This is a genomic window from Frankia sp. CcI49 (genome assembly GCF_001983215.1).
Taxonomy (GTDB): domain Bacteria; phylum Actinomycetota; class Actinomycetes; order Frankiales; family Frankiaceae; genus Parafrankia; species Parafrankia irregularis.
In genome coordinates, this window is record NZ_MOWP01000026.1 from 175,180 (window position 1) to 200,079 (window position 24,900).

Here is a 24,900-nt window from a genome sequence, read left to right on the forward strand (position 1 = left end):
TGACTATCTTGAATCATGGGGTGCGACGGTCACGGCAGGAGGCCACAGCGAGGGCACGAGTTCCCGGCCTGGGCCGGCGCATCAGGGCCGCGCCGGACTACGGCGGGGCGGCACACCAAAGCGGCGGCGGCCGCCTCGCCTAGCGAGACGGCCGCCGCGCGTGCCCTGCCGGTGCGGGCCCGCCACCGGCCCGCACCCACCTGCTCATCCGACCTACAGGTACTGGCCGGTGTTCGCCACGGTGTCGATGGAGCGCCCGGCCTCGGTGCCCTTCGTCCCGGTGACGAGCGTGCGGATGTAGACGATCCGCTCGCCCTTCTTGCCGGAGATCCGGGCCCAGTCGTCCGGGTTCGTGGTGTTGGGCAGGTCCTCGTTCTCCTTGAACTCGTCCAGGCACGCCGACAGCAGGTGCTGCATGCGCAGGCCCCGGACGTTGCTCTCGATGAGGTCCTTCACCGCCATCTTCTTCGCCCGAGCGACGATGTTCTCGATCATGGCACCCGAGTTGAAGTCCTTGAAGTACAGGACCTCCTTGTCACCGTTGGCGTAGGTGACCTCGAGGAACCGGTTCTCCTCGCTCTCGGCGTACATCCGCTCGACGACCCGCTGGATCATGCCCTGGCAGGTCGCCTCGCGATTGCCTCCGTGCTCGGCGAGATCATCGGCGTGCAGCGGGAGCTCGGGCAGGACGTACTTGGCGAAGATGTCCTTGGCCGCCTCGGCGTCGGGGCGCTCCACCTTGATCTTCACGTCCAGCCGGCCCGGCCGCAGGATCGCCGGGTCGATCATGTCCTCCCGGTTGGACGCGCCGATCACGATCACGTTCTCCAGCTGCTCGACGCCGTCGATCTCGCTGAGCAGCTGCGGAACGATCGTGTTCTCCACGTCCGAGGAGACACCCGAGCCACGGGTCCGGAAGATCGAGTCCATCTCGTCGAAGAACACGATCACCGGCATGCCCTCGGACGCCTTCTCACGCGCCCGCTGGAACACCAGCCGGATCTGCCGCTCGGTCTCACCGACGTACTTGTTGAGCAGCTCCGGACCCTTGATGTTGAGGAAGAAGGCCCGGCCGGAGCCCTGGCCTGTCTGTGCCTCGACCTTCTTGGCCAGGGAGTTCGCCACCGCCTTGGCGATCAGCGTCTTGCCGCAGCCGGGCGGGCCGTAGAGCAGCACACCCTTCGGCGGCTTGAGCTGATGCTCCAGGAACAGGTCCTTGTAGAGGAACGGCAGCTCGACGGCGTCGCGGATCGACTCGATCTGACCCTTGAGCCCACCGATCTGCTCGTACCCGATGTCGGGCACCTCTTCCAGGACGAGCTCCTCGACCTCGGACTTCGGGATCCGCTCGAAGGCGAAGCCCGACCGGGGCTCGATGAGAAGCGAGTCGCCCGCTCGGATCGGCCCGTCCAGGAGGGGCTGGGCCAGCATGACGACCCGTTCCTCGTCGGTATGGCCGATCACCAGAGCCCGGTCACCGCTCTCGAGGACCTCCTTGAGCAGGACGATCTCGCCCTGCCGCTCGAACGCGCGGATCTCCACGACGTTGAGCGCCTCGTTGAGCATGACCTCCTGACCGGGCTGCAGGAGCTTGACGTCGACGTTCGGCGACACCGTCACGCGGAGCTTTCGGCCCTGCGTGAACACGTCGACCGTGCCGTCGTCGTATCCATGAACGAAGACGCCGTACCCGCTCGGCGGTTGCGCGAGCCGGTCGACCTCCTCCTTCAGCGAGATGATCTGGTCACGTGCCTCCCGAAGGGTCGCGACAAGCCTGTCGTTCTGCCCGGTGGCGGTCTGTAGCTCCGCCTGTATCTGGGCAAGCCGCTCCTCCAGGACACGTACCTGTCGAGGCGATTCAGACAGCCTTCGCCGCAGCATGGCCACTTCTTCCTCCAGGAAGGTGACCTGAGTCGTGAGTTCGTGTACTTCCTTCTCGGACACCGACCGTTGCGAATCGGCGTCACCAGGACGACCCGTGCTCCCACCGGAGCCAGAGCCCGAACGGGGACCGGACACCGCGCCTCCACCTCCCCCGTGCCGACCGGGACGCAACCAACACTACCGTTGTCACAGCCGCTGGCAGGCCTGTCGCACGAGTACGACGCGGCTTTGCCGTAAACAGCGGGTTACGGTGCCATGGTGACAGAAGATCGGAGCTCTGTGGCAACACCAGTGAACCCGGGCGATTCGCCCGACCTCTCGCCCGACCTCCGGGTCCGCATCGACCAGGACTCCTGCACCGGCGACGGTCTGTGCGTCCAGTATGCACCCTCCGTGTTCGAGTTCGACATCGACGGCCTCGCCTACGTGAAGAACGCCGACGGCGAGCTGCAGAGCGAGCCCGGCACCCACGTGGTCGTGCCGCTGCCGCTGCTCACCGAGGTCCGTGACGCCGCCGAGCAGTGCCCTGGCTTCTGCATCTACCTCGAACACGCGGACGGCACCCTGGAGGCCGGCGGCCCACAGGAGGAGCCGGCGGAGCAGGCCCGTGCGGACGCCGGATGACAGCGCTCACCCCCGCAGACCTCTCCGCCCACCCCGCCGCCTAAACCGGCGGCCACGGCACCCGAGCAGCACCGGCCGCATCCCCCGCCCACCTGGCCTCTCCGGCGGGTCGGAACGAATCCGGCCATCCGGCTGCACGCCGCTGGCTCGGATCACGCCCATGGCTCGGCTCTACGCCCGCGGCCGCGGCCCGTCCGGCTGGCCCGCCTCGTCCGAATGGTCCGCCTAGTCCGGCTGGCCCGCCTCGTCCGGCTGGCCCGCCTCGTCCGGCTGATCCAGCCCGACCGCCCGATCCGGCTCGCCCGAGGGCACGGCCAGCCCGGGGGGCACCGCGGCGCCCGTGGGCCCCGGGAGGCTCGAGGGATCCACCAGGCTCGCGGGGTCCGCCAGACCTGACGGGTTGCCCTGGTCCAGCTGCCCGGCCGGGTAGGAGCCCTTGGCGGGCCGGCGACGCCGCGGTGGGGCGGTGACGCCGTCCGCCAGCTTCCGGGCCGTCACCAGGAAACCGGTGTGGCCGACCATGCGGTGGCCCGGCCGCACCGCCAGCCCCTCGACGTGCCAGTCGCGCATCATCGTCTCCCAGGCCGCCGGCTCGGCGAAGCCACCGTGCTCCCGCAGCGTCTCGACCGTGCGGGAGAGCTGGGTGGTCGTCGCGACGTAGGCGCACAGCACCCCGCCGGGGATGAGCGCGTCCGCCGCGACACCCACGACCTCCCAGGGGGCAAGCATGTCCAGAATCACCCTGTCCATACCCTTTTCGGACGCCTCACCCAGATCGCCGACGTGCAGCGTGTGCGCTGGATGTGGTCCACCGAAGAACGCCTCCACGTTCTTGCGTGCCACCTCCGCGAAGTCGGCCCGGCGCTCGTAGGAGACCAGCCGGCCCCCGTCGCCCACCGCGCGCAACAGGGCGCACGACAGCGCCCCCGACCCGGCACCCGCCTCGAGGACCCGCGCCCCCGGGAACACGTCCGCGTACATGACGATCGCCGCCGCGTCCTTCGGGTACACGACGGTCGCGCCGCGCGGCATCGACAGGACGAAGTCGGCCAGCAGCGGTCGCAGCGCGAGGTAGTCGGTTCCACCGGTGCTGTGGACCACGATGCCCTCCGGCTGCCCGAGGAGGTCGTCGTGCGGGATGGCGCCGCGATGGGTGTGGAACTGCTTGCCGGGCTCCAGCACGACCGTGTGCCGCCRGCCCTTCGGGTCGGTGAGCTGGACACGGTCGCCCTTGGTGAAGACCCCGCGGCGATGCGCGGCACCGGTCGGGGCTCGACCGGCCGCGATCTCTCCCAGGTCGGGCGGGATCTCCCCGCTCACGGGCAGGAGCTCGACCGGCTCCTGGGCCTCGTCTGGGCGAGGCGTCGGCTCGTTCTCACGGTGCTCGCTCGCCGCCGGCTCCGCATGGGCGCCGGACGCGACCGCGTGCGGCGGGGTCGGGTCAGTACTGATCTCGATGTCCTCTCGGCGCGTGCCCGCGGTCAGCCCACGGCCACCACACGCCCTGCTTTTCGAAACGTCACCGAGAAGAGACCATACGGGCCGCGGCCGCGGGGTCGATCCTGGCCACGAGGTCGACCATCGCCAGCACACCGACCGGCCGGCCGTGCTGGACGACGAGGTACTCCGGAGCGGGGACGCGCTGCACCGCGGACAGCAGCGCCTCGCCCTCGAGCTCGGCCTGCAGGGTCATCCCCGGGCCGATGGTCCGGCTCACCTCGTCGACGGTCGTCCACGGCCGGCGGTGCTGCGGCATGGCGTCCACCGACAGACCATTCATGATCTTGACCGGCATGCCGCCCCGGTCGATGACGGCGACGGCCGTCGCGCCGACCTCCTGCGCCCGCCGAAGCGCCTCGCCGAGCGGCACCGCGCCCTCGACGGGCAGCGTGCGCCGGGCCAGCCGCCCCGCGGACAGTCCCGGAAGCCGCTCCCGCACCTTCGTCAGCCGCAGCGACTGGTAGGCCCCGAAGCCCAGGAAACCGGCGAGGAGGTACGCGTAGAAGGCGCCGAACCCGTCCGAGCTGGTCAGCGTGCCCCACACCACCAGCGCCCCGGCGACGACGAAGCCACCGTAGGCCCCGGCCCGCTGGCCGCGCAGCCTGTCGTGCCCGATCGCCCACACCGCGGCGACCACCACGCGACCGCCGTCGAGCGGGAGGCCGGGTGCCAGGTTGAACACGAACAGCGTCAGGTTCGTGAATCCCAGGTAGAACAGCACCGTTCCGATGCTTCCGTCGTCCGGGACGGCCAGCAGCCCCAGCCAGCAGAGGCCGGCGAGGATGCCGTTGACGGCCGGGCCGACGAAGGCGATCAGGAACTCGCGACCAGCCGACGGTGGCTCGGGCTCGAACTCGGTGAAGCCCGCGAACCCGTGAATCGTCACCGACCGGACCCGCAGCCCGAAGCCCTGCGCGGTCAGCGCATGCCCGATCTCGTGCGCGAGCAGCGACAGGACGAAACCCACGGACACGATGACGGACAGCGCGAGCACGTGCTCGTCGGTCGCGGACGGCAGCCGGTTCCCGATCGTGCCGACCAGCAGCGAGGCGACCAGTGCCGCGAAGACCAGCGCCATCGGCGACACGAAGATCGGGACGCCGTGCACCGCGCCGACCCGCAGCCCCTGTGGACGCTCGGCCGGGCGCCGCTCGGGCGGCTCGGTCGCCCCCGATGCTCTGCGCTGCCCCGGACCGGGCTGACCCTCCATAGGTGTAGATGCTACGGACCAACCGGCGCTCTGTCCGGTCCGGATGACGCCCCTCCTCCCACAGATGCCCGGTTGCTCCCGGTGGGCTGCGTCACGCCCGGTTCACGGACAGGGCTGGCGCCACGGTCGTTCGGGACACCGCGACCGGCACCGGCACGAGCCGGGACCGATCGTGTCGGTGGGGCGTTCTAGGGTCGGACCCATGAGCACAGGACCGGCCTCCGCCCCACCTGTTCCGGCTGCCGACGCACCGGCTACCGACGCCCCGGCGGCGGAGGTTGCGGCGGCTGAGGGAGCGGCGGCGGCGAGGCCGGTGTCCGGCACGCCGGGTGCCGCCGGCCGGGGCGCCGAGGGTCGTTCTCCCGGGCAGCTCGGCGGGCGGCCCGGCCGGGCCGGGGATCCGGCGGCTCCGTCGGTTCCGTCGCAGGGCCCCCGTCCGGTGGCCTCGCTGTCGCCTTCTCGGGCCGCCGACTTCGTCAACTGCCCGCTGCGCTACCGCTTCCGGGTGATCGACCGGATCCCCGAACCGCCGAGTGAGGCGGCGACCCGTGGCACGGTGGTGCACGGGGTGCTCGAGCGGCTGTTCGATCTCCCCGCCCGCGAGCGCACCCAGCCGGCGGCGGCGGGCCTGGTCGAGCCGGTCTGGGCGGACCTGCTGGCGCGGGACGCGTCGCTGGGCGGCCTGTTCACCGATCCGACCGCGCTGGCGGCCTGGCTGGACAGCGCCCGCGACCTTCTCACCGGCTACTTCACCCTGGAGGACCCTCGCCGGCTCGCGCCGGCGGCGCGCGAGCTGTACGTCGAGCACGTTCTCGGGTCCGGCCTGCGGCTGCGCGGCTACGTCGACCGCCTGGACGAGGCCCAGACACCGCAGGGCACCGCGCTGCGCGTCATCGACTACAAGACGGGGCGGTCTCCCGGCCCGGCGTTCGAGGGCGCGGCGATGTTCCAGATGCGCTTCTACGCCTTGGTCCTGTGGCGTTCCCGTGGCGTTCTGCCGCGGGAGCTGCGGCTGTACTACCTGGGCGACCGCACCTGGCTGCGGGCCGCTCCGGACGAGGCCGAGCTGCGGGCGACGGAACGCCGGATCGAGGCGCTGTGGGCGGCCATCGCGCGCGCCCACCGCACGGGCGACTGGCGGGCGACCCCGGGCCGGCTGTGCGACTGGTGCGACCACAAGGTGCGCTGCCCGGCCTTCGGCGGGACGCCTCCGCCGCTGCCGGAAAGCGTGGCCGAGGTGCCGGTCGACGACGGCGCGCCCGCGGTGTGTGAGGCCGATGGCTGACCGGTGGGCGGCGCAGTCGGGAGCGGTCCACACCCGCGGTGTGGTCACCCGGCGTGACCGGTGGGAGCATGTCCGGAATATCCGACAGTACGGCCCAAGGCCGGGCCGGTTACCGTCAGCTGCGAACATGTCAGGCGGAAAGATGTTGATCTTACCTTCCGCGTTGTTCGTTCGGAGCCCCCGGACCGGAGGCGCCGCACGGGCAGCACCCGCCGGCCGGTGACGTAGTACGCGACTTGGAGGAACGCAATGGCCCGACGCCCCGCATCGGACCACCCGCCCGCCCGCCGTGGCTCCGGCCGCCGGCAGGGCTCAGCCGCGCGCGCCTCCAGGCTCACCAAGGTCTACGGCTCGGGCCCCACCGCGGTGACCGCCCTGCGCGGTATCGACCTGACCTTCCCCTACGGCAGATTCACCGCGATCATGGGCCCGTCCGGCTCGGGCAAGTCGACCCTGATGCACTGCCTCGCCGGCCTGGACCCGGTCACCTCCGGGCGGGTCTTCATCGGGGACATCGATCTCTCCCGCCTGGGCGACCGGCAGCTCACCCAGCTTCGCCGGGACCGGATCGGCTTCATCTTCCAGCAGTTCAACCTGCTGCCCACGCTCACCGCGGCGGAGAACATCACCCTGCCGCTGGACATCGCGGGCCGCCGGCCCGACAAGAAGTGGATGCGGATGGTCGTCGAGGCCGTCGGTCTGGAGAAGCGGCTCGGCCACCGCCCACCGGAGCTTTCCGGAGGGCAGCAGCAGCGGGTCGCCTGCGCCCGCGCGCTCGTCACCCGGCCGGAGATCATCTTCGCCGACGAGCCGACCGGCAACCTCGACTCGCAGTCCGGTGCGGAGGTCCTGTCGTTCCTGCGCGACTCGGTGCGTGAGCTGGGTCAGACCGTGGTCATGGTCACCCACGACCCGACGGCCGCCTCGTACTCCGACGAGGTGATCTTCCTCGCGGACGGTCGTCTGGTCGACGCGATGGCCGAACCGACCCCGGACGCCGTCCTGGACCGGATGAAGAACCTGGACGCGCTCGCCCGCGGAGGTGCCGGCGCCCACCCGGACACCGAGTTCGACGACGGGCCGTTCGACGGCGGGCCGCCTCGGCCGCGGTCCGCGCGCCCCCAGCGGACCCCCGTCGACGCCGACCACGGTGACTACGACGCCCCGGATGACGAGTACCCCGGCGATCTGACGCCCGGCTACGGCGCGGCCGGTCACAGCAGGTCCGACTACAGCGCGTCCGACCACAGCGGGTCCGACCGTGGCCCCGCCGATCGCGGCGTGTCCGGCTACGCGGCGCCGGGCCCCACGGACACGGCTCCCGTCGACTTCGGCCGCCCGGACCCGCGCGGGGGTCGCCCCGGTGGGCCGGCGATCGGCCGGCCCCAGCCGGGTGGGTGGTCCTGAGGGATGCTGCGCGCGACGCTGCGGAGCCTGCTGGCCCGCAAGGTCCGGTTGATGCTGTCCGTCCTCGCGGTGGTCGTGGGCGTCAGCTTCGTCACCGGCACGCTGGTCCTGACCGACACCCTGAACCGCACCTTCGACACCCTCTTCACCGACATCAACAAGAACGTCAGCGTCTCGGTCCGCGCCGTCAACGCGGTGGGCAACCAGGACATGAACAGCCGGCGCCCGGTGGACGCCTCGCTGGTGCCGACCCTGGCCAAGGTCGACGGGGTCGTGGCCGCGAACGGCGTGGTCCGCGGGACGGCGACGCTGATCGACCCCGCGACGGGCGATCCGTTCTCGAGCGGCGGAGCGCCGGGCATCGGGGTGAACTGGAGCGGCGACTCCCCGACCAGCGCCGAGACGATCGCCGACGGTCACGCCCCGACCGGCCAGGAGATCGCCGTCGACAAGGCGACCGCCGACAAGTACAACCTCACCCTCGGGCAGAAGCTCTCCGTGCAGACCGCCGCGAACCCGGAGGAGTTCACCCTCGCCGGCACGTTCCGCATCGGCGGCGAGGACAGCATGGGCGGCGCCATCGTCACCGTGTTCGACACGGCCACAGCGCAGCGCCTGATGCTCGCCCCTGACAGGTTCACCTCGATCAACCTCGCGGCGGCCGGCGGGTTGACCCAGGAGGAGCTGCGGCAGCGGGTCGCCGCGGTGCTCCCCGCCGGCATCGAGGCGATCACCGGCACCGCCCTCGCCGAGGAGAGCGCGAGCGCCGTGCAGGACGCCATCGGAGGCTTCTCCACGTTCCTGCTCGTCTTCGCCGGCATCGCGATGTTCGTCGGCGCGTTCATCATCTTCAACACCTTCACGATGCTGGTCGCGCAACGCGTCCGCGAGCTGGCGCTGCTGCGCGCGATCGGTGCCAGCCGCGGCCAGGTCCAGCTCTCCGTCCAGCTCGAGGCGCTGATCGTCGGCTTCATCGGCGCGACCGTGGGGCTTGCGCTCGGAGCGCTGCTCGCGGTGGGGCTGCGGGCGGCCGTGGGGGCGTTCGGGGTGTCGCTGCCCTCGAGCAGCCTGGTGTTCCAGGCCCGGACGATCCTCGTCGCCTACCTCATCGGGCTGCTGGTCACCAGCGCCGCCGCGTTCGTGCCCGCCCGCAAGGCGGCCACGGTGCCGCCGGTGGCCGCGATGCGCGAGACCTACGTGCTGCCCACCAGGTCGCTGCGTACCCGGGCGATCGCCGGCGGTGTCCTGACCGGGCTCGGCGCCATCATGGTCGTGGCCGGGCTGACCACGGGCGAGTCCGCGAACGCGACCGTCGTCGGGGCGGGCGCCGCCTTCGTCTTCCTCGGTATCACCACGCTCTCCCCTCTGCTCGCCCCGCCGGTGACACGGATCGTGGGCATGCCGCTGCGTGCGCTGTTCGGGACCAGCGGCCGGATCGGGCAGGAGAACGCGATCCGCAACCCGCGGCGCACCGCGTCCACCGCGTCGGCGCTGATGATCGGCCTCGCGCTGGTGAGCGCGTTCGCCGTCCTCGGGCAGTCCATCAAGGAGTCGGTGCGGGAGACGGTGTCGAGCAGCCTCGGCGCCGACTTCTACGTGTTCGGGGAGAACTACGCCAGTTTCAGTCCGGAGGTCGCCAAGGGCCTGAAGGACCTGCCCGGTGTGGCCACCTCCAGCGGCGTGCGCAGCACCGCGATCAAGCTGGGGTCGAAGACGTCGTCCGTCACCGCCGGCGATCCCGCGGGCCTGCGCCAGCTGCTGGCGATCAAGCAGGTCGACGGCGATCTCAGCGCACTCGGGGACGGTTCGGTCCTGATGGACGAGAAGATCGCCCAGGAGCAGGGCCTGCGGGTCGGCGCGCCGGTACCGGTCACGTTCCCCGACGGCACCACGAACCTGACCCTGGTCGGTACCTACGAGGAGAGCACGATCGCCGGTCCGGTCCTCATCACCACCGGCGACTACGAGAAGCACTCCGGCAACAACCTGGATCTGTTCGTGATGGTCCAGAGGGCCGACGACGCCGACCCGGCCGCGGTGCGAGCCGAGATCGACAAGGTCGTCAAGCCGTACGCCAACCTGAAGGTCAACGACCAGAGCGAGTTCGTGGCCGAGCAGGAGAAACAGGTCGACCAGCTGCTCGGGTTCGTGTACGTCCTGCTCGCCCTGGCCGTGGTCATCGCACTGTTCGGCATCGTGAACACCCTCGCGTTGTCGGTGATCGAACGCACTCGCGAGATCGGCATGCTGCGCGCGATCGGGATGACCCGGCCGCAGATGCGGCTGATGGTGATCGTCGAGTCCGTGATCATCGCGATCTTCGGCGCGGTGCTCGGCGTGGTCGTCGGCAGCTTCTTCGGCTGGGCGCTCACCGGGGCCCTGGAGAGCCAGGGCGTGAGCACCTTCGCCTATCCCGTCGGCACCATCATCGCCGTGATGATCGTCGGGGCGCTGCTGGGCGTGCTGGCCGCGGTCTTCCCCGCCCGCCGCGCGGCCCGGATGGACATCCTGCGCGCGATCGCCTCGACCTGACCGATGATCGCCGTGACCGTGGTGAGGCCGTCAGGCGTACGTCAGGCCGGTACGCCGGTACGACGTCACCTGACGCCGGTGCGCGGTCAGGTGACGTCGGAGCGCCGGACGAGGCCGGCGAGCAGCGCCAGGTCGACCTCGTGCAGGTTGGCGACCCGGGCCTGGACGGGCGGGAGGTCCTGGCCGGGCGGGAGCGGCATCGACGGCACGAGAACCGTCACGCAGCCGGCGGCGACACCGGCGGCCGCGCCGGTGAGGCTGTCCTCCAGCACGACGCAGGCGGCGGGGTCGACGCCGAGCAGCCGAGTGGCGGCCAGGTACGGGTCGGGGTGCGGCTTGCGCCGCTCGACCTCGTCGCCGGCGACGGTCACGGTGAAGTGCCGCGCGCCGAGCAGGGCGACCACCGGGTCCACCAGGGACCGGAACGAGGAGGAGACCAGCGCGGTCGGCACACCCGCGGCGGTGAGGACACCCAGCAGCTCCGGCGCGCCCGGCTGGGGGATGATCGCCCCCGGCTCCCGGAAGAGCTCGGCCGACCGGCGCAGCAGGAACTCGGCGGTCGCGGGTTCCTCCGCGGCCGGGGCTCCCAGCATCTCCAGCATGATCGGGACGGCGGTGTCGATACCGTGCCCGATCATGGCCTGCTTCATCTCGGGGGTGAACTCCCGGCCCAGGCGCGCGGCCGCCTCGTGCTCCGCGATCGTCCACAACGGCTCGGTGTCGACCAGCAGACCGTCCATGTCGAGCAGAACCGCCGCCGGCAAATCACTCACAGGATGTCGTCCTCCGAAAGGTCCGCGGCCGCTTGGGACGCTTCCGGAAGGGTACCGGGACCGGGTCGAAAGGCCGCCCGCGGGCCACCGGGGAGCCCCGCGGTGACCCGTCGTCACCCGGGTGGCGCCTGTGCGGCATACCCTCTCCGACGGGACATGACGTTGTGGAACACCCGGGGCCGGTGACGGCCCCCGGGCCGGGGTTGTTCGGCGCCCTTGAGGCGGAGGTTGCGATCACGCGGCAGACTGGACGACAGACGTTCTCGCACTCGGCGAGGACGTACCGTTGCCCTGTTACGGGGACTGGGGGCCGCCAGGTGGCGGCAGGAGGTGGTAGGTGATCGAGTTCTCCGGCGTCGGCCAGCTACGGTCGCCGGTGGTCGTGGCCGCCTTCGAGGGCTGGAACGACGCCGCCGACGCATCGTCGGCTGCCGTTGAGCACCTGGAGAACGTCTTCGGCGCTCGGGTCATCGGTGCGATCGACCCCGACGACTACTACGACTTCCAGGTGAACCGGCCGACGGTGAGCGGCACCGACGGCGCCTCACGCAAGATCGCCTGGCCGACGACCCGGCTGTCGGTCGCCCGGCCGGCGAAGTCGGACTCCGACCTCGTGCTGGTGCGTGGGCTCGAGCCGAACATGCGCTGGCGGGGGTTCACCGACGAGCTGATCGAGGCGGTCCACGCGCTGGGCAGCGACATGGTCATCACGCTGGGTGCCCTGCTCGCCGACTCTCCGCACACTCGCCCCGTTCCGATCAGCGGCACCGCCGGGGATCCGGCGACCGCTGCCCGGCTGGGGCTGGAGGCGTCCCGCTACGAGGGGCCGACCGGGATCGTCGGGGTGTTCTCCGATGCCTGCTCCCGGGCGGAGCTGGCATCGGTGTCGTTCTGGGCGGCGGTGCCGCACTACGTGGCGAACCCGCCATGCCCGAAGGCGACGCTGGCCCTGCTGCGCCGGGTCGAGGACCTCCTCGACATGGAGATCCCCCTCGGCGAGCTGCCCGACAAGGCGAAGGCCTGGGAACGGCAGGTGGACGAGCTCGCCGCCGGCGACTCCGAGGTGGCCGAGTACGTCCGCTCGCTGGAGTCACGCGAGCCGGAGACCGCCCTGCCGGAGGCGAGTGGCGACGCCATCGCCCGGGAGTTCGAGCGTTACCTGCGCAGGCGGGGCGAATAACCGCACACCTCGCGCCCGCCGCGGCGGGCGCGAGGTCACTCCTCGACGATCTCGGCGTCGATGATGTCCTCCTCGCGCGCCGGCCGGTGACCTGCCGGAGGCATGTGCACCGCGCCGGTCGCCGGGCCACGGCCCTGCGCGCCCGCGGGTACGAATCCGCCGGCGGTGCCCGCCGCCGAACTCGGGTTGCCAGCGGAGCGCGGGCCGGGAGTCGAGTACGGGCCGGTCGCGGCGTACGGGTCCGCCGTGGCGTACGGGTCCGCCGTGGCGTACGGGTCGGTGGCCGCGTACGGGTCCGCCGCCGCGTACGGGTCGGTGGCCGCGTAGGAGTCCGCCGCCGCGTAGGGCTCGGCGTCGGCGACATCGCGCTGCTGGCGGTGCCGGCCGCGGCGGGCGGCCGCGGCCGGGCCCGCGCGCCCGCCTGCCGTCGCGTGCCGGACTCCCCCCACCGCGAACCCGGACGGGGCGGCCGCCTGCGCGCCCACGTAGCCGTCGGTGGCGAAACCCGCGCCGGGACCACCCGTTCCCGGCTGCGGGGCTGCTGGGGCGGCGGTGGCTGCGGTAGCCGTCCCGGTGGCGGCTCTCCCCGTGGTGGCCGTCCCAGCGGCTCCAGCGGAACCACCGGTGCCGGCGGAGCCACCGGTGCCGACGGAACCTGCCGCCGCGGCGCCGGTGGCGGCACCGCCGGTTGCCGCGGCGCCGGTGTCGTGGCCGACGTGGCCCGCCAGGCCCTCGGGTGCGAGCCCGGAACGGACGAGATCGGTGACGGCACGGTCGATCTCGTCCTCGCCGAGCAGGCGGCGCAGCCGCAGGACGGCGCCGACGATCTCACCCTGCTGGCGGCGCAGCGCGTCCAGCGAGTGCGTGCCGCGGGCGATCTCGGCCTCGAGGTCCTCGTGTCGGGTGAGCGCGAGCCGGCGGCTCTCCTCGACCGCGTCGAGCAGGAGCTTCTCCGCCTGCTCTCGGGCCTCGCGCACGATCGGATGGTTGGCGCCGGCCTCGGCGACGGCCTCCGCCAGCGCCGACTGGGCGATCTGACGGGCCGCGCCGAGGATGTCGTCCGCCTCCCGCTGCGCGATCTCGAGCATGAGCCCGATCCGCCCGCCCGCCTGCGCGGGGACGCCCTCGGCGAGGCGGGCCTGGGCCTCCTGGCGGTCACGCTCGTGACGCAGTGCCGATTCCGCCGCCGCCAGCCGGGACGTCACCTCGCTCGCGTACCGCCACAGGACACCGACGTAGTCGTCGACCTGGCGGCGGTCGTATCCCTGGGCGACCTCGTCGAACGTCGGCCGCTCCATGCCGGCGCCGGACTCTTCCCGGCGGTGGTGCGCCCCCATCGGCTACGTTCCTCTCGGTAGGCCCGAACCAAGATCAATACCGAGCAACGCATCGACGATATCGCGGACGGTCACCGACTCCGTCACGTCTGTTCCCCCCGATGCCCCCGAAGCGCCCACACCGGCACCGCCAGCACCGAGCGCGGCCGTCACCCACTCGTCGACGGCGGTGACGGCTCCCGGTGCGTCGAGTCCGTCGGCCAGCCGCTCCCGGACCACGGCGAGCAGCCGGCCGGCGTCCGGCGCGGTGGGTGCGGGCAGTGCCGCCGCGGCCCGCCACCGCCGCACCATCAGGTCGGCGGCCGGCAGGTCCGCGGGCGTCCACTCCCACTCCACGGTGTGATGATGATGCAGCAGCGCCAGCCTGATCGCCGCGGGGTCCGCGCCGCCCGCCAGCAACCGCGAGACGAACTCCAGGTTCCCCCGGGACTTCGACATCTTGTGGCCGTCGAGGCCGACCATGGCCGTGTGTACGTAGGCGCGGGCGAACGGCGCCGTGCCCCCCGCGACCTCGGCGTGCGCGGCGCTGCACTCATGGTGGGGGAAGACGAGGTCGCTGCCGCCGCCCTGGATGTCGATCGGGGCGCCCAGATGGTGGCGGGCGATGGCGGAGCACTCGACGTGCCAGCCCGGCCGGCCCGGGCCGAACGGCGACGGCCAGGACGGCTCCCCCGGCCGCTCGGCGCGCCACAGCAGCGGGTCCAGCGGGTCCTTCTTGCCCGGCCGGCCCGGGTCGCCGCCGCGCTCGGCGGACAGCGCCAGCATCTGCGCCGGGCTCAGCCCGGCGACCTCGCCGAACTCCTTCGCCGAGGACACCGAGAAGTACAGGTCGCCCTCGACCGAGTAGGCCGCCCCCCGCTCGACCAGCTGGCCGATCATCTCGACGATGAGCGGCACGGCCTCGACGACGCCGACGTAGTGGTCGGGCGGCAGGACGCGCAGCGCGGTCATGTCCGAGCGGAACAGGTCGATCTCGCGGCGGGCGAGGTCACGCCAGTCGATGCCGTCGCGATCGGCGCGCTCCAGCAGCGGGTCGTCGACATCCGTCACGTTCTGGACGTAACGCACCTCGTGGCCGGCGTCGCGCAGCACCCGCTGCACCAGGTCGTAGGTGAGGTAGGTGAACGCATGGCCCAGGTGCGTGGCGTCGTAGGGGGTGATCCCACAGACGTAGAGGCTGGCCGTCGGACCCGGCCGCAGCGCCCGGACCCGTCCGCTCGCCGTGTCGAGGACACGCAGGTCGCGACCCTGTCCGGGAAGCCTGGGAAGCTGGGGAGAGGGCCACGCGTACATGCGTGTCAGGGTAACCGCGCCGAAGCGGGCTGCGGGACAAGCTGGGCCGGCTCGCCCGAGACCGGGACGCACCACCCGGCCGGTCGGAAAGCGCGCCGCTGATCAGAAGGGCGGCCAGGGTATGGCCGGCCAGTYCGCGGACGGCATCGGGAAGCGGCGCCGGGCCAGCAGCCGCTCGACCCTCGCCTGGAGCGCAGCCAGTTCCGCGGTGGTGAGCAGAGGCGTCAGACGCTCACCCAGATCGCCTCCGAGGGACTCGCTCAGGCCACGGAGCACGGCGCACTCCCGCGCGGTCAACCGTTCCCCCCGCCAGGTCCACAGCAGGGTGCGCAGCTTGTCGTCGGTGTGAAACGTCACACCGTGATCGATGCCGTAGACCCGGCCGGACGGCGCGGGCAGCAGGTGCCCGCCCTTGCGGTCCGAGTTGTTGATGACCGCGTCGAACAGTGCGATGCGCCGCAGCCGCGGATCGTCCGAACGGGTCAGCTCCACCAGGTCCACGGTCGTGTCGACGTCGATCCAGAGCTGCACCATGCCCTCACCGAAGGGGCCCGGACGCATCACCGTGGGCGGGACGATGCCCGGGTCCATCGCCTCGGAGATCTCGTAGGCCGCGAGCTCCCGGGCGGCCAGTGTGCCGTCGGGGAAGTCCCAGAGCGCACGCTCGCCGCGCACCGGCTTGTAGACACACCGCGCGCTGGTGACCCGGCCGGCACCATCACCACCGGGATCCGCACCGGCACCGGCACCGGCACCAGCCTCGACGTCCACGACATCCGCGACCGCGCAGTCCAGGCGGATCTCGCACAGCAGGGTCGCGTTGCTCGCGTCGACGAGCCGGCCGGTGATCTCCAGCTCGCCGGACCGCAGCAGCTCCAGCGCCTGCGAGGCGTCCAGCCCGCCGCTGTCGAGCGGATCCAGCGCAGGGCCCTCTCCCGGATCGGGACCGGCCGMGGAAATGCTCACGGCTCTAGTCTCGCCGCCGGCGGCTGCTGGGGGGACGGGTGCCCGCCCGATGCGGCCCTCGCCACCGGGGCCACCCCGGCGCCACCCCCGATGATCTCGTCCTCGCCCGGTGCGGCCGACGCGCCGTCGGCCCCCGACCCGCCCTCCGCGACCGCGCCGGCGGACGGCACCGGGGCGGCGGGTGCCGGCAGGAGATCGGTCACGGAGCCGCCGATGTCGTTGATCCGCCGGACGAAGGGGCGGTGCTCGCCGTAGCGCACCACGGTCAGCGAGCACGGATCGATGGTGATCCGGTGGTACATGTCCAGATGCATGCCGAGCGCGTCGGCGACCACGGTCCGGATCACGTCACCGTGTGAGCACAGCAGCCAGGTCGCGTCCGGCCCGAGCCGCGCGTTCCACTCGCGCACCGCGTTGACCCCGCGGGCCTGGGTGTCGCGCAGCGCCTCGCCGCCCGGGAAGGTGATGGCGCTCGGCTGACTCTGCACGATCTTCCAGAGCGGGTCGCGGGCCAGCACGGCGAGCTCCTGCCCCGTCCAGTCGCCGTAGTGGCACTCCCCGACCCGGTCGTCGGTCTGGACGGGCTGGCGCCCGCCCGCGGCGGCGGGCCCCGCCGGACGGCGCTCGGCGATCGCCTGGGCTGTCTGCTGGCAGCGGTCGAGCGGGCTGGACACGATCGCGGCCAGCGGGATCTCCGCGAGGCGATCGGCCAGCGCGGCGGCCTGCGCCCGGCCCCGGTCGTCGAGGCCGACGCCGGGAGTCCAGCCGAGCAGGATCTTGCCGGTGACCTCGGTGAGACCGTGCCGGACCAGCAGGACTGTGGTCAACCCTGACTTCTCCTTCACCAGTGCGGGGCGCGTACCCGCAGCGGACACCAGCGGACACCGGCAGGCACACGGGTGGGGCTGCCGGTGCCGAGCACCGGCCGGCGGCTGCCAGGCCGGACACACGCACCAGGTCAGACGTGACGTGCCCGCCGGCCAGAGGCCGACGTCACGACGCGTGATCGGACCACCCGCGGACCACCTACCGCACCACGCTACCGAGCGGGCGTACCCGGAGCTCCCGACGCCGTCGTTACGCTTCGGCAATGCCCGAAGACGCCGTCGACATCCCGCTTGCGCCCACCGCCGACCCTGGCGGGCCGGCCTCGCCCGCGGCGGGCACGGGTCCAGACGACGGGGTCGTCTTCGCGGCCTTCTGCGCCGCCGGTCTCTGGCCGGGCCTGGGCCGGACGACGGCCGGCCGCCTCGRCGAGGCCGGCATCGAAGGCCGGGCGGACGTCGACCTGGCCCGGCTGTCGGCGGTGCCCGGTGTCTCCGGGCCGCGGGCCCGGCGCCTGCTCGACACGTTCCGCGCGGCCGAGGCCACCTACGCCGCGGTGGAGCTGCTCATCGCGGCTCGGCTGCCGGCCCGGCTCGCGCGCGGCCTGAGCGAGGCGCTGGGCCCCGCGGCGGTCGACGCGCTGCGCGCCGACCCCTGGTCACTGCTGGACGGTGGTGAGGCCGAGCTCGGGGACGCCGACCGCTTCGCCCGTCACTTCGGGCTGGGCCGCACCGACCCACGGCGTGGCCCGGCGGTCGTCACCCACCTGCTGGGCCGGGCCGCCAGCCGGGCCGGTGACACCGCCGCCGAGGTGGCGGCCGTGTCCCGGGCCGCGGCAGGTGAGGGGGTCACCGACCCGCTGACGGCGTTGACCAGCGCACTCGAGGTCGGCCGGGTGGTCCAGGTGGACGACCGGGTGGCCCTGGAGCGGTTCGCGATGGCCGAGCAGGCGATCGCCGAGGGGGTGGAACGCCTGCTCGCGACGGCAGAGCCCCTGCGCGCCGACGGCGAGGACGGCCAGGCCCGGCGGCGCCGGCGGGCGGCCTCCGGGTCGCCCGGGGAACCGGCACTCACGCCCTCCGGCGGCGCCGCCTCCGAACTCCCAGCGCCGGAGCCCCGGTCGATGTTCGACGATGACTACGCCGACGACGACGAATCCGATGGCGACGGTACCGATGGCGACGAGGCCGGCACCGGGAGCGGGAGCGAGGTCGGCGACGGCGGCCACGGCGACGGTGCGGCCGGCCCGGCGGCACCCGGTGCGGCCGGCGGCCCACGGGGCGGGTCGGTGGACCAGGGTGCCGCCGCTGACCACGCCGTCGCCGGTCTGGACGAGATCCAGCTGCGGGCCGCGCGCACCGCGCTCGAGGCCGGCGTCAGCGTGCTGACCGGCGGTCCCGGTACGGGCAAGAGCCGCACCGTGGCCGCGGTCGTCCGGCTGGCCGAGGCCGCCGGAGTGGAGGTGGCGCTCGCCGCGCCGACGGGGCGGGCCGCCAAGCGGCTGGAGGAGCTGTGCGGCGCCCCGGCCAGCACCCTGCACCGCCTGCTCGGTGCCCAGGGCCGCGGCGGTGGCTTCACCCGCGACGAGCACAACCCGCTCGAGGCGGACCTGGTGGTCGTCGACGAGACCTCGATGGTCGACGCCGAGCTCGGCGCGGCGCTGCTGGACGCGTGCGCGGACGGCACCCATCTCCTTCTCGTGGGTGATCCCGCCCAGCTGCCGAGCATCGGGCCGGGCCAGCTGCTCGCCGACCTGCTGGAGTCCGAGATCGTTCCCGTCACCGAGCTGACCCGGCTCTACCGGCAGGCGGACGGTGGCGCGATCGCGACGATGGCCGCGGCGGTCCGCCAGGGCGAGCTGCCTCCGCCGCCCAGCGGCCCCGGCCGCGAGGTCGTCGTCGTGCCGGCGCGTACCTCCGGTGAGGCCGCCCACCGGGTCGTCCAGCTCGTCACCGACTCGATCCCGCGGGCGCTGGGCATCCCGTCCGCCGAGGTGCAGGTCGTGACCCCGGTGCACGGCGGGCCGGCCGGAACCACCGCGCTGAACACCGCGCTCAAGAAGGCGCTCAACCCCGGCCCCGGTGAGGTCTCCGGGTTCGATGTGGGCGACCGGGTCGTGGCGACGGCGAACCATCTGGACCTGGGGTTCGCCAACGGCGAGATCGGCGTCGTCGTGGCGCTCGGTGAGCGGGGCGCGCTGCGGGTGGCCTTCCCCGGCGGGGAGCTCGACATCCCGTCGCACGGTGTGGTGGACCTGCGGCACGGCTGGGCCGTCACGGTGCATCGCGCCCAGGGCAGCGAGTGGGCCGCCGTGGTGGGCGTGTTCCCCCCGGAGGCCGGTCGCATGCTGAACCGCCCGCTGGTCTACACGGCGATGACCCGGGCCCGCAGTCATCTCTCGATCGTCTCGGTGAACGGCCCGGCGCTGCGCGCGGCGGTGCGTGACGCTGGCGGGCGGCGGCGGGCGACGCTGCTGCCCGCGCTGCTGGCCGGTGGCTCGGTCGACCCCTTCGGCCCGGGTGTGGACGACGACGAGGACGCCTACGACGACACCGACGAGCTGCCGGCCGACGAGCTGCCGGCCGACGACACGCCGAACGAGAGCGGCCGGCGCGGCCCGAGCAGCCGGGCCGACGCGCTGGCCGTACCGGCGCAGGCCGGTACGCGGGCGGGATCGTCATGAGGCAGCCCGTCATGAGGAACACGTCATGGGGCACAGGACTGCCAGGAAACCTGTCATGAAGCTGTCGCGGGGCGCCGAACCCGACCTGACGAAGATCGCGTGGCACACGAATGGGTAGCGTTCGGGTGGTGAGCCCTGACGACCTGCCGACCGGGCAGGTCGGGAAATCGTCCTCGGCGCCGGGCACCAGCTCGGAACCGGGGCAGGCACCGGTTCTGGAGGCCCACGAGACGGGCGAGGCGCCGGCCGCGGCCGAGACGCCCGCCCACGGTCCCGTGCTCGCCCAGCGGGTGCCGATCGAGCTGGCGGGGCCGGGTGAGCAGGCCGTGCCGGTCAGGCAGGCCGCCACGCCGGCCGACCCGCGGGAGTCCGCGCGGCGATCCGCTCCCGAGGGCGTCCGACCGGGGTGGTCGCAGCGCTGGGCGGCCGGGCTGGGGCTGGCCCGGCAGTGGACGGTGGCCGCGGCACCCCAGCTCGTCCTCGTCGGGACGCTGCTGGCGGTCGTGACCGGTGCCGTGCTCCGCTTCGCCACGCCGAGTCATCTGTGGCTGGACGAGTCGCTGACCGTCGGGATCGCGTCCCGGTCGGTGCCCGACCTGCTCGAGGCGCTCCGCCACGACGGCTCGCCGCCGTTGTACTACCTTCTCCTGCACGGGTGGATCACGCTGTTCGGTGACGGCGACGTCGCCGTCCGGGCCCTGTCCGGTGTGCTCTCGCTCGCCACGCTGCCGCTGGCCTGGCTGGCCGGGCGGCGTGTGGGCCGCTACGCGACCGCGCTCGGCAACGGCGGGCCGACAGCCGAACAGCGCGTCGGGCGCGCCGCCCTGCTGCTCTTCGCCTGTTCGCCGTACGCGATCCGCTACGGCAGCGAGGCGCGGATGTACTCGCTGGTCGTCCTGCTGGTGCTGGTCTTCGGGTTCGCGGCGATCGGGGCGCTGAACCGCAGCAGCCCGTTTCGGCTGGCCCTGCTGACACTCGCGACGGCCGCCCTGGTCTACACGCACTACTGGACGTTCCTGCTGGTGTTCACGGTGGCGGCGTTCCTGCTCGTGCAGGCGCGGCGCCGGCCCGGCTACCGCCGCCCGGCGCTGCGCGCGTTCGCCGCGATGGCGGCCTCGGCGTTGCTCTTCGCGCCGTGGATGCCGGTGTTCCTCTTCCAGATGCTGCACACCGGGACGCCCTGGGCACCGCGGGTGCAGGCTCAGGTACTGCTCGACACCGTCTTCGACTGGGCCGGGCCGCAGTCGACCGGGGCCCTGCTGGGCGTCATCCTGCTCGGCGGCGCGCTGATCGGGCTCACCGCCAGGCCCCTGGGCCGCGAGCTCCACGTCAAGATCTCCGGGCGCACGCCGGGCCGGTACCTCGCGGCGATCTGGCTCGTTCCGCTCGTACTGGCCTACTTCGTCAACATGTTCGGCGGCAGCGCCTACGCGGAGCGGTACACCGGCATCGCCCTGCCGGCCTGCCTCCTGCTGGCCGCGCTGGGCATCGCCCACCTGCCTGTTCACCGCGCGTTCGTGGCCGTGCTCGTCATCGCCTCGGTCAGCGGGCTGATCGGCGGGTACCAGCTCGCCCGCACCGAACGGACCCAGGCCGGTGAGATCGCCGACCGGATCGCCCGGATCGCCCGGCCGGGCGACGTCGTCGCCTACTGCCCGGACCAGTTGGGCCCGGCGGTGCACCGGGCGATCGTGCGCCGCGGCGACATCGACGTCCGGGAGATCGTCTACGCCGACGAGACCGGCCCCGCCCTCGTCGACTGGGTCGACTACGCGGACCGGATGAAGCGCGCGAACGGCGCGGCCTTCGCCGCCGAGGTGAACGGGCTCGCCGGGCCCGACCACGCCGTGCTGCTCGTGCGGGCCGATGGGTACCGATTCCTGGAAGGTGCCTGCGCGGTGGTCTCCGACCAGCTCGCGGCGCTGCGCGACCGTGCGTTGCAGGTCGAGAAGCGCAATCTTTACGAGGGCGCGGCGTTGGAGCGGTTCTCCACTCTGCGCTGACCGTCCGCGGCACGCTGACCCTCCGCGGCACGCTGACCCTCCGCGGCACGCTGACCGTCCGCGGCACGCCGAGGCCGCGCCCTGAGCTGCGGCGGGGCCACGAGGTGGCCCCGCGCGGCCGCCGTGCTGGTCGCCGCCAGGACGAGCAGAGCCATCGGCAGCGTGTAGTGGTTGAAGAAGGTCTGCTTGTTCATCAGATCCAGCCCGAGCAGGACCACCGCCGAGCCCGCGCAGAAGCCTGCCGCGCCCCCGCGGGCCCGCCAGGCCAGCAGGTAGCTGCCAGCCAGCACGGCGGCGGTCGCGCCGAAGCCGAGCGTGATCCCGAAATGGTGGGCCCAGCCCGGCAGCGAAAGCGAGTGGTCGAGCACCGGGTAGTCGAGGTTGGTGCGGACAGCGTCGGCGAAGAAGTCCCGCGGTGCCGTCACGATCCAGGGCGCCACCACCGCCAGCCCGAGGCCGGCCGACGCCAGCGCCCGGCGCGGGCCGAAGGCCGGCCAGCAGGCCGCGACCGGCAGAAGCAGCGCCACATGCTGCTTACTGGCCAACGCCAGCGCGAGGGCGACCACGGCCAGCCGGGTGCGGCCGGTGGTGACCGCCCGGACCATCACGGCGAGCGCCACCACGAGCAGCGGCTCCGTCCACGACTGCTGCAGCGCGTACATCGACTCCGGGAACACGACGAGCAGGAGCGGAAGGAGCCGGGTGACGCGCGGGCCGGTGCCGGTGGACATGTCCGTGCCCGGGCCCGCGGTACCGTGCCCTGCGCCGTGTGGGCGGGCGATGACCGCCGCGCAGGCAACCGCCAGAAGCAGGCCGTACCGGACGTCACCGAATACCCACCGAAACGGCGCCAGCAGCAGCGAGGTGCCCGGCAGGTAGGGGTAGACGTCGAAGAGCCCGCCCGCGGTGTGGGCGTAGGTCACCGGGTCGGGCCCCCACTGCTGGCGGTACATGTTCTCGCCGTCGGCCAGCCCTGACGTCGAGCCCTGCAGCAGGTGGAACACGTCGATCCGGGGCCGCGGCGCGGCGACGATGGTGGCGACGCCGGCGGCGACCGCGAGGCCGAGCACCGCCCAGAACACCCAGGACCGCGCCCACCACGGCCCCCGGCTCCCGGCCAGGCCCAGGCCCACCCTGGCCCCCACCCCGGACCCGGACCCGGACCGCGCAGCGTCCGCGCCGGCCGGACCTGCGGGCCTGGCCGTGCGGGCGGCGCTGAGCAGTGCTGCCCCGGCGAGCAGCCCCGCGGCGGCCGCCAGGACGTCCGCCACGGCCGCGGCCGGGCCCGCGGCGTAGTAGCGAGGGTGACGCACGAGCGGGCCGGCCGCGACAACGACGCCACACAGGACGATCACCGCCCGGGGGGCGAACCCTGCCGCCGTGCCACCCCACCCGCGCCGCGACGTCGGGGACCCGCCGCCCGGTGTGAGACCCGCCACCGGAGAAACGGCGAGGGCGGCCACGGCCGCGGCGGCGCCCAGCAGCACCATGACGAGCGCGAGGGGGCTGTACCTGCCGTCCGACAGGCTGATGCCCACCGCGCAGCCGCACCAGCCGGCCAGGAGCAGCGCCGGCTCCGGAACACGCGGGGTGGGCAGTGCGCGAGGCATGTCCGCACCATGCCAGAGCGCCCGGCGGGTCGGCCGCCGAGGTCAGGCACACTGGAGCGGCGCCGCCCGGGCAAGGCCCACCGCATCAGGTGTGCCGGGCCGATATCGGCGCCCCACCGGGGGGTCCGGTGAAGCGGCGGTAACTCCCATGCGAGACTGCCCCGGAGGCCGGATGCGAAGGTTCCGGCACCGGGAGGGGTCCAGCCAGCCGCGGGCGCGAAACGCGCCGCCTGTGCGTCCCCCGACTGACCACGGACGATGTTGTTGAGGAGAGGTCCGGCACAGTGACCGAAAAGCCAGAGGTAGTCGTCATCGGAGCCGGGCCGGCCGGTCTCTCCGCCGGCTGGGAGCTGATGAAGCGGGAGATCCCCGTGACGATTATCGAGGGTGACTCGGTGGTCGGCGGAATCAGCCGCACGGCCGAGCGGGACGGCTGGCGTTTCGACATCGGTGGCCACCGTTTCTTCACCAAGGTTCCCGAGGTCGAGAAGCTGTGGCACGAGATTCTGCCGGATGAGGACTTCCTGCTCCGGCCGCGTTCCAGCCGCATTTACTACAACAACAAGTTCTTCGACTACCCGCTGAAGCCAGGAAACGCCCTGGGTGGCCTGGGCGTGCTGGAGGCGGCGCGTTGCATCGGCTCCTACGCGGCGGCCCGGGTGCGCCCGCCGAAGGACCAGTCGAACTACGAGAACTGGCTGGTCGCGCGATTCGGCTGGCGGCTCTACCGCACCTTCTTCAAGACCTACACCGAGAAGGTCTGGGGCGTTCCCGTCAGCGAGATGCCCTCCGACTGGGCCGCTCAGCGGATCAAGAGCCTGTCCCTGAGCAACGCCGTCATCAACGCGGTGCTGCCGAAGCGCAACCAGACGGACATCACCTCCCTCATCGAGGAGTTCCAGTACCCGAAGTACGGGCCGGGAATGATGTGGGAGACCGCCGCAGACAAGATCACCAAGCAGGGTGGCCGGATCGTCTTCGAGGAGAAGGTCAAGAAGATCCACCACGAGAACGGCAAGGCCACCGGTGTCACCACGGTGGTCACGGGTGGCTACGGGCCCGGCGCGGGCGCGCCGGAGTCGTCGCGGACGGACATCGGCACCGAGTACCAGTACACGGGTGACCAGTTCATCTCCTCGATGTCCTTCTCCTCGCTGGTGCGCGTGATGGACCCGCCGGTTCCGCCGCGCGTCCTCGCCGCCGCGAACGCCCTGAAGTACCGCGACTTCCTCACCGTGGCGCTGGTCGTTCCCGAGTCGGCCGGGTTCCCGGACAACTGGATCTACATCCACTCCCCGGACGTCAAGGTCGGCCGCATCCAGAACTTCTCGTCCTGGTCGCCGTTCCTGGTGAAGGACGGCAAGACCTGCCTGGGCCTGGAGTACTTCGTCTTCGAGGGCGACGGGATGTGGAACTCGTCCGACGAGGACCTGATCGCGCTGGGCACCCGGGAGCTGGCCCGGCTCGGCCTCGTCCGCGCCGGCCAGGTCGAGACCGGCTACGTCGTGCGGATGCCCAAGGCGTACCCGTACTACGACACGGAGTACAAGAAGAACGTCGACATCATCCGCGGCTGGCTCGAGGACAACGCTCCCAACGTCCACCCGGTCGGCCGTAACGGTATGCACCGGTACAACAACCAGGACCACTCGATGCTCACCGCGATGCTGACGGTTGAGAACATCATCGACGGAAAGTCCCACGACGTCTGGGAGGTCAACGTCGAGGAGGACTACCACGAGGAGTCCTCCTCGAAGCGCGCCTAGGCGACGCGCGGCGGCGGCGTCG

At 72.6% G+C, this 24,900-nt stretch carries 17 protein-coding genes; 8 read left to right on the forward strand and 9 right to left on the reverse strand.

Annotated features, from left to right (window positions below):
* Nucleotides 1–213 precede the first annotated feature (213 nt).
* The gene (arc, locus tag CcI49_RS22775) at nucleotides 214–2,019 is read right to left on the reverse strand and encodes a proteasome ATPase (RefSeq protein ID WP_006539392.1); all 1,806 of its coding nucleotides are present in this window, start codon (nucleotides 2,017–2,019) and stop codon (nucleotides 214–216) included.
* Nucleotides 2,020–2,139: 120 nt separating this feature from the next.
* Between arc and CcI49_RS22780 the strand changes: the two genes are divergently transcribed.
* The gene (locus CcI49_RS22780) at nucleotides 2,140–2,508 is read left to right on the forward strand and encodes a ferredoxin (RefSeq protein ID WP_054566126.1); all 369 of its coding nucleotides are present in this window, start codon (nucleotides 2,140–2,142) and stop codon (nucleotides 2,506–2,508) included.
* A gap of 225 nt (nucleotides 2,509–2,733) precedes the next feature.
* Here CcI49_RS22780 and CcI49_RS22785 read toward each other — a convergent pair whose 3' ends face one another.
* The gene (locus CcI49_RS22785; RefSeq protein ID WP_076829144.1) at nucleotides 2,734–3,828 is read right to left on the reverse strand and encodes a tRNA (adenine-N1)-methyltransferase; all 1,095 of its coding nucleotides are present in this window, start codon (nucleotides 3,826–3,828) and stop codon (nucleotides 2,734–2,736) included.
* A 199-nt stretch (nucleotides 3,829–4,027) separates the two neighbouring features.
* A complete protein-coding gene (locus CcI49_RS22790; RefSeq protein ID WP_054566124.1) occupies nucleotides 4,028–5,218 on the reverse strand; it encodes a site-2 protease family protein in 1,191 nt (396 codons plus the stop codon).
* Between the two features lie 202 nt (nucleotides 5,219–5,420).
* Here CcI49_RS22790 and CcI49_RS22795 point away from each other — a divergent pair, with 202 nt between their 5' ends.
* The 3 genes from CcI49_RS22795 to CcI49_RS22805 all read left to right on the forward strand — a co-directional run bounded on the left by CcI49_RS22795 (nucleotide 5,421) and on the right by CcI49_RS22805 (nucleotide 10,442).
* On the forward strand, nucleotides 5,421–6,503 hold the full coding sequence (locus CcI49_RS22795) for a PD-(D/E)XK nuclease family protein (protein WP_076829145.1): 1,083 nt from the start codon (nucleotides 5,421–5,423) through the stop codon (nucleotides 6,501–6,503).
* Nucleotides 6,504–6,752: 249 nt separating this feature from the next.
* Complete coding sequence (locus tag CcI49_RS22800) at nucleotides 6,753–7,910, forward strand: ABC transporter ATP-binding protein (protein WP_076829147.1); 1,158 nt, start codon at nucleotides 6,753–6,755, stop codon at nucleotides 7,908–7,910.
* A gap of 3 nt (nucleotides 7,911–7,913) precedes the next feature.
* Complete coding sequence (locus CcI49_RS22805) at nucleotides 7,914–10,442, forward strand: FtsX-like permease family protein (protein WP_076829149.1); 2,529 nt, start codon at nucleotides 7,914–7,916, stop codon at nucleotides 10,440–10,442.
* 86 nt (nucleotides 10,443–10,528) lie between these two features.
* Here CcI49_RS22805 and CcI49_RS22810 read toward each other — a convergent pair whose 3' ends face one another.
* A complete protein-coding gene (locus CcI49_RS22810; RefSeq protein ID WP_076829151.1) occupies nucleotides 10,529–11,215 on the reverse strand; it encodes an HAD family phosphatase in 687 nt (228 codons plus the stop codon).
* Nucleotides 11,216–11,552: 337 nt separating this feature from the next.
* Between CcI49_RS22810 and CcI49_RS22815 the strand changes: the two genes are divergently transcribed.
* On the forward strand, nucleotides 11,553–12,395 hold the full coding sequence (locus CcI49_RS22815; RefSeq protein ID WP_006545928.1) for a PAC2 family protein: 843 nt from the start codon (nucleotides 11,553–11,555) through the stop codon (nucleotides 12,393–12,395).
* Nucleotides 12,396–12,430: 35 nt separating this feature from the next.
* On the opposite strand, the gene CcI49_RS42650 is transcribed toward CcI49_RS22815, so the two are convergent.
* The 4 genes from CcI49_RS42650 to CcI49_RS22835 all read right to left on the reverse strand — a co-directional run bounded on the left by CcI49_RS42650 (nucleotide 12,431) and on the right by CcI49_RS22835 (nucleotide 16,818).
* Nucleotides 12,431–13,732 (reverse strand): hypothetical protein, encoded by a 1,302-nt coding sequence (locus CcI49_RS42650; protein ID WP_198955601.1) that lies wholly within the window; start codon nucleotides 13,730–13,732, stop codon nucleotides 12,431–12,433.
* A 3-nt stretch (nucleotides 13,733–13,735) separates the two neighbouring features.
* Entirely contained in the window at nucleotides 13,736–15,025 is a 1,290-nt protein-coding gene (mshC, locus tag CcI49_RS22825; protein WP_054566120.1) for a cysteine--1-D-myo-inosityl 2-amino-2-deoxy-alpha-D-glucopyranoside ligase, read from the reverse strand.
* A gap of 102 nt (nucleotides 15,026–15,127) precedes the next feature.
* Nucleotides 15,128–15,991 carry an SCO1664 family protein gene (locus CcI49_RS22830; protein ID WP_076829153.1) on the reverse strand — a complete coding sequence of 288 codons (864 nt, stop codon included), beginning with the start codon at nucleotides 15,989–15,991 and terminating at the stop codon, nucleotides 15,128–15,130.
* On the reverse strand, nucleotides 15,988–16,818 hold the full coding sequence (locus CcI49_RS22835) for a histidine phosphatase family protein (RefSeq protein ID WP_054566118.1): 831 nt from the start codon (nucleotides 16,816–16,818) through the stop codon (nucleotides 15,988–15,990). Before CcI49_RS22835 ends, CcI49_RS22830 begins: the two co-directional genes overlap by 4 nt.
* 263 nt (nucleotides 16,819–17,081) lie before the next feature.
* Between CcI49_RS22835 and CcI49_RS22840 the strand changes: the two genes are divergently transcribed.
* Complete coding sequence (locus CcI49_RS22840; RefSeq protein ID WP_076829155.1) at nucleotides 17,082–19,499, forward strand: AAA family ATPase; 2,418 nt, start codon at nucleotides 17,082–17,084, stop codon at nucleotides 19,497–19,499.
* Between the two features lie 110 nt (nucleotides 19,500–19,609).
* Nucleotides 19,610–21,502, forward strand: coding sequence for a glycosyltransferase family 39 protein (locus tag CcI49_RS22845; RefSeq protein WP_054566116.1), 1,893 nt, complete (start codon nucleotides 19,610–19,612; stop codon nucleotides 21,500–21,502).
* Here the strand turns inward: CcI49_RS22845 and CcI49_RS22850 are convergent.
* The gene (locus tag CcI49_RS22850; protein ID WP_076829157.1) at nucleotides 21,460–23,112 is read right to left on the reverse strand and encodes a glycosyltransferase; all 1,653 of its coding nucleotides are present in this window, start codon (nucleotides 23,110–23,112) and stop codon (nucleotides 21,460–21,462) included. The genes CcI49_RS22845 and CcI49_RS22850 overlap by 43 nt on opposite strands.
* 284 nt (nucleotides 23,113–23,396) lie before the next feature.
* Here CcI49_RS22850 and CcI49_RS22855 point away from each other — a divergent pair, with 284 nt between their 5' ends.
* Nucleotides 23,397–24,878 carry an NAD(P)/FAD-dependent oxidoreductase gene (locus tag CcI49_RS22855; RefSeq protein WP_076829159.1) on the forward strand — a complete coding sequence of 494 codons (1,482 nt, stop codon included), beginning with the start codon at nucleotides 23,397–23,399 and terminating at the stop codon, nucleotides 24,876–24,878.
* The last annotated feature ends 22 nt before the right edge of the window (nucleotides 24,879–24,900 follow it).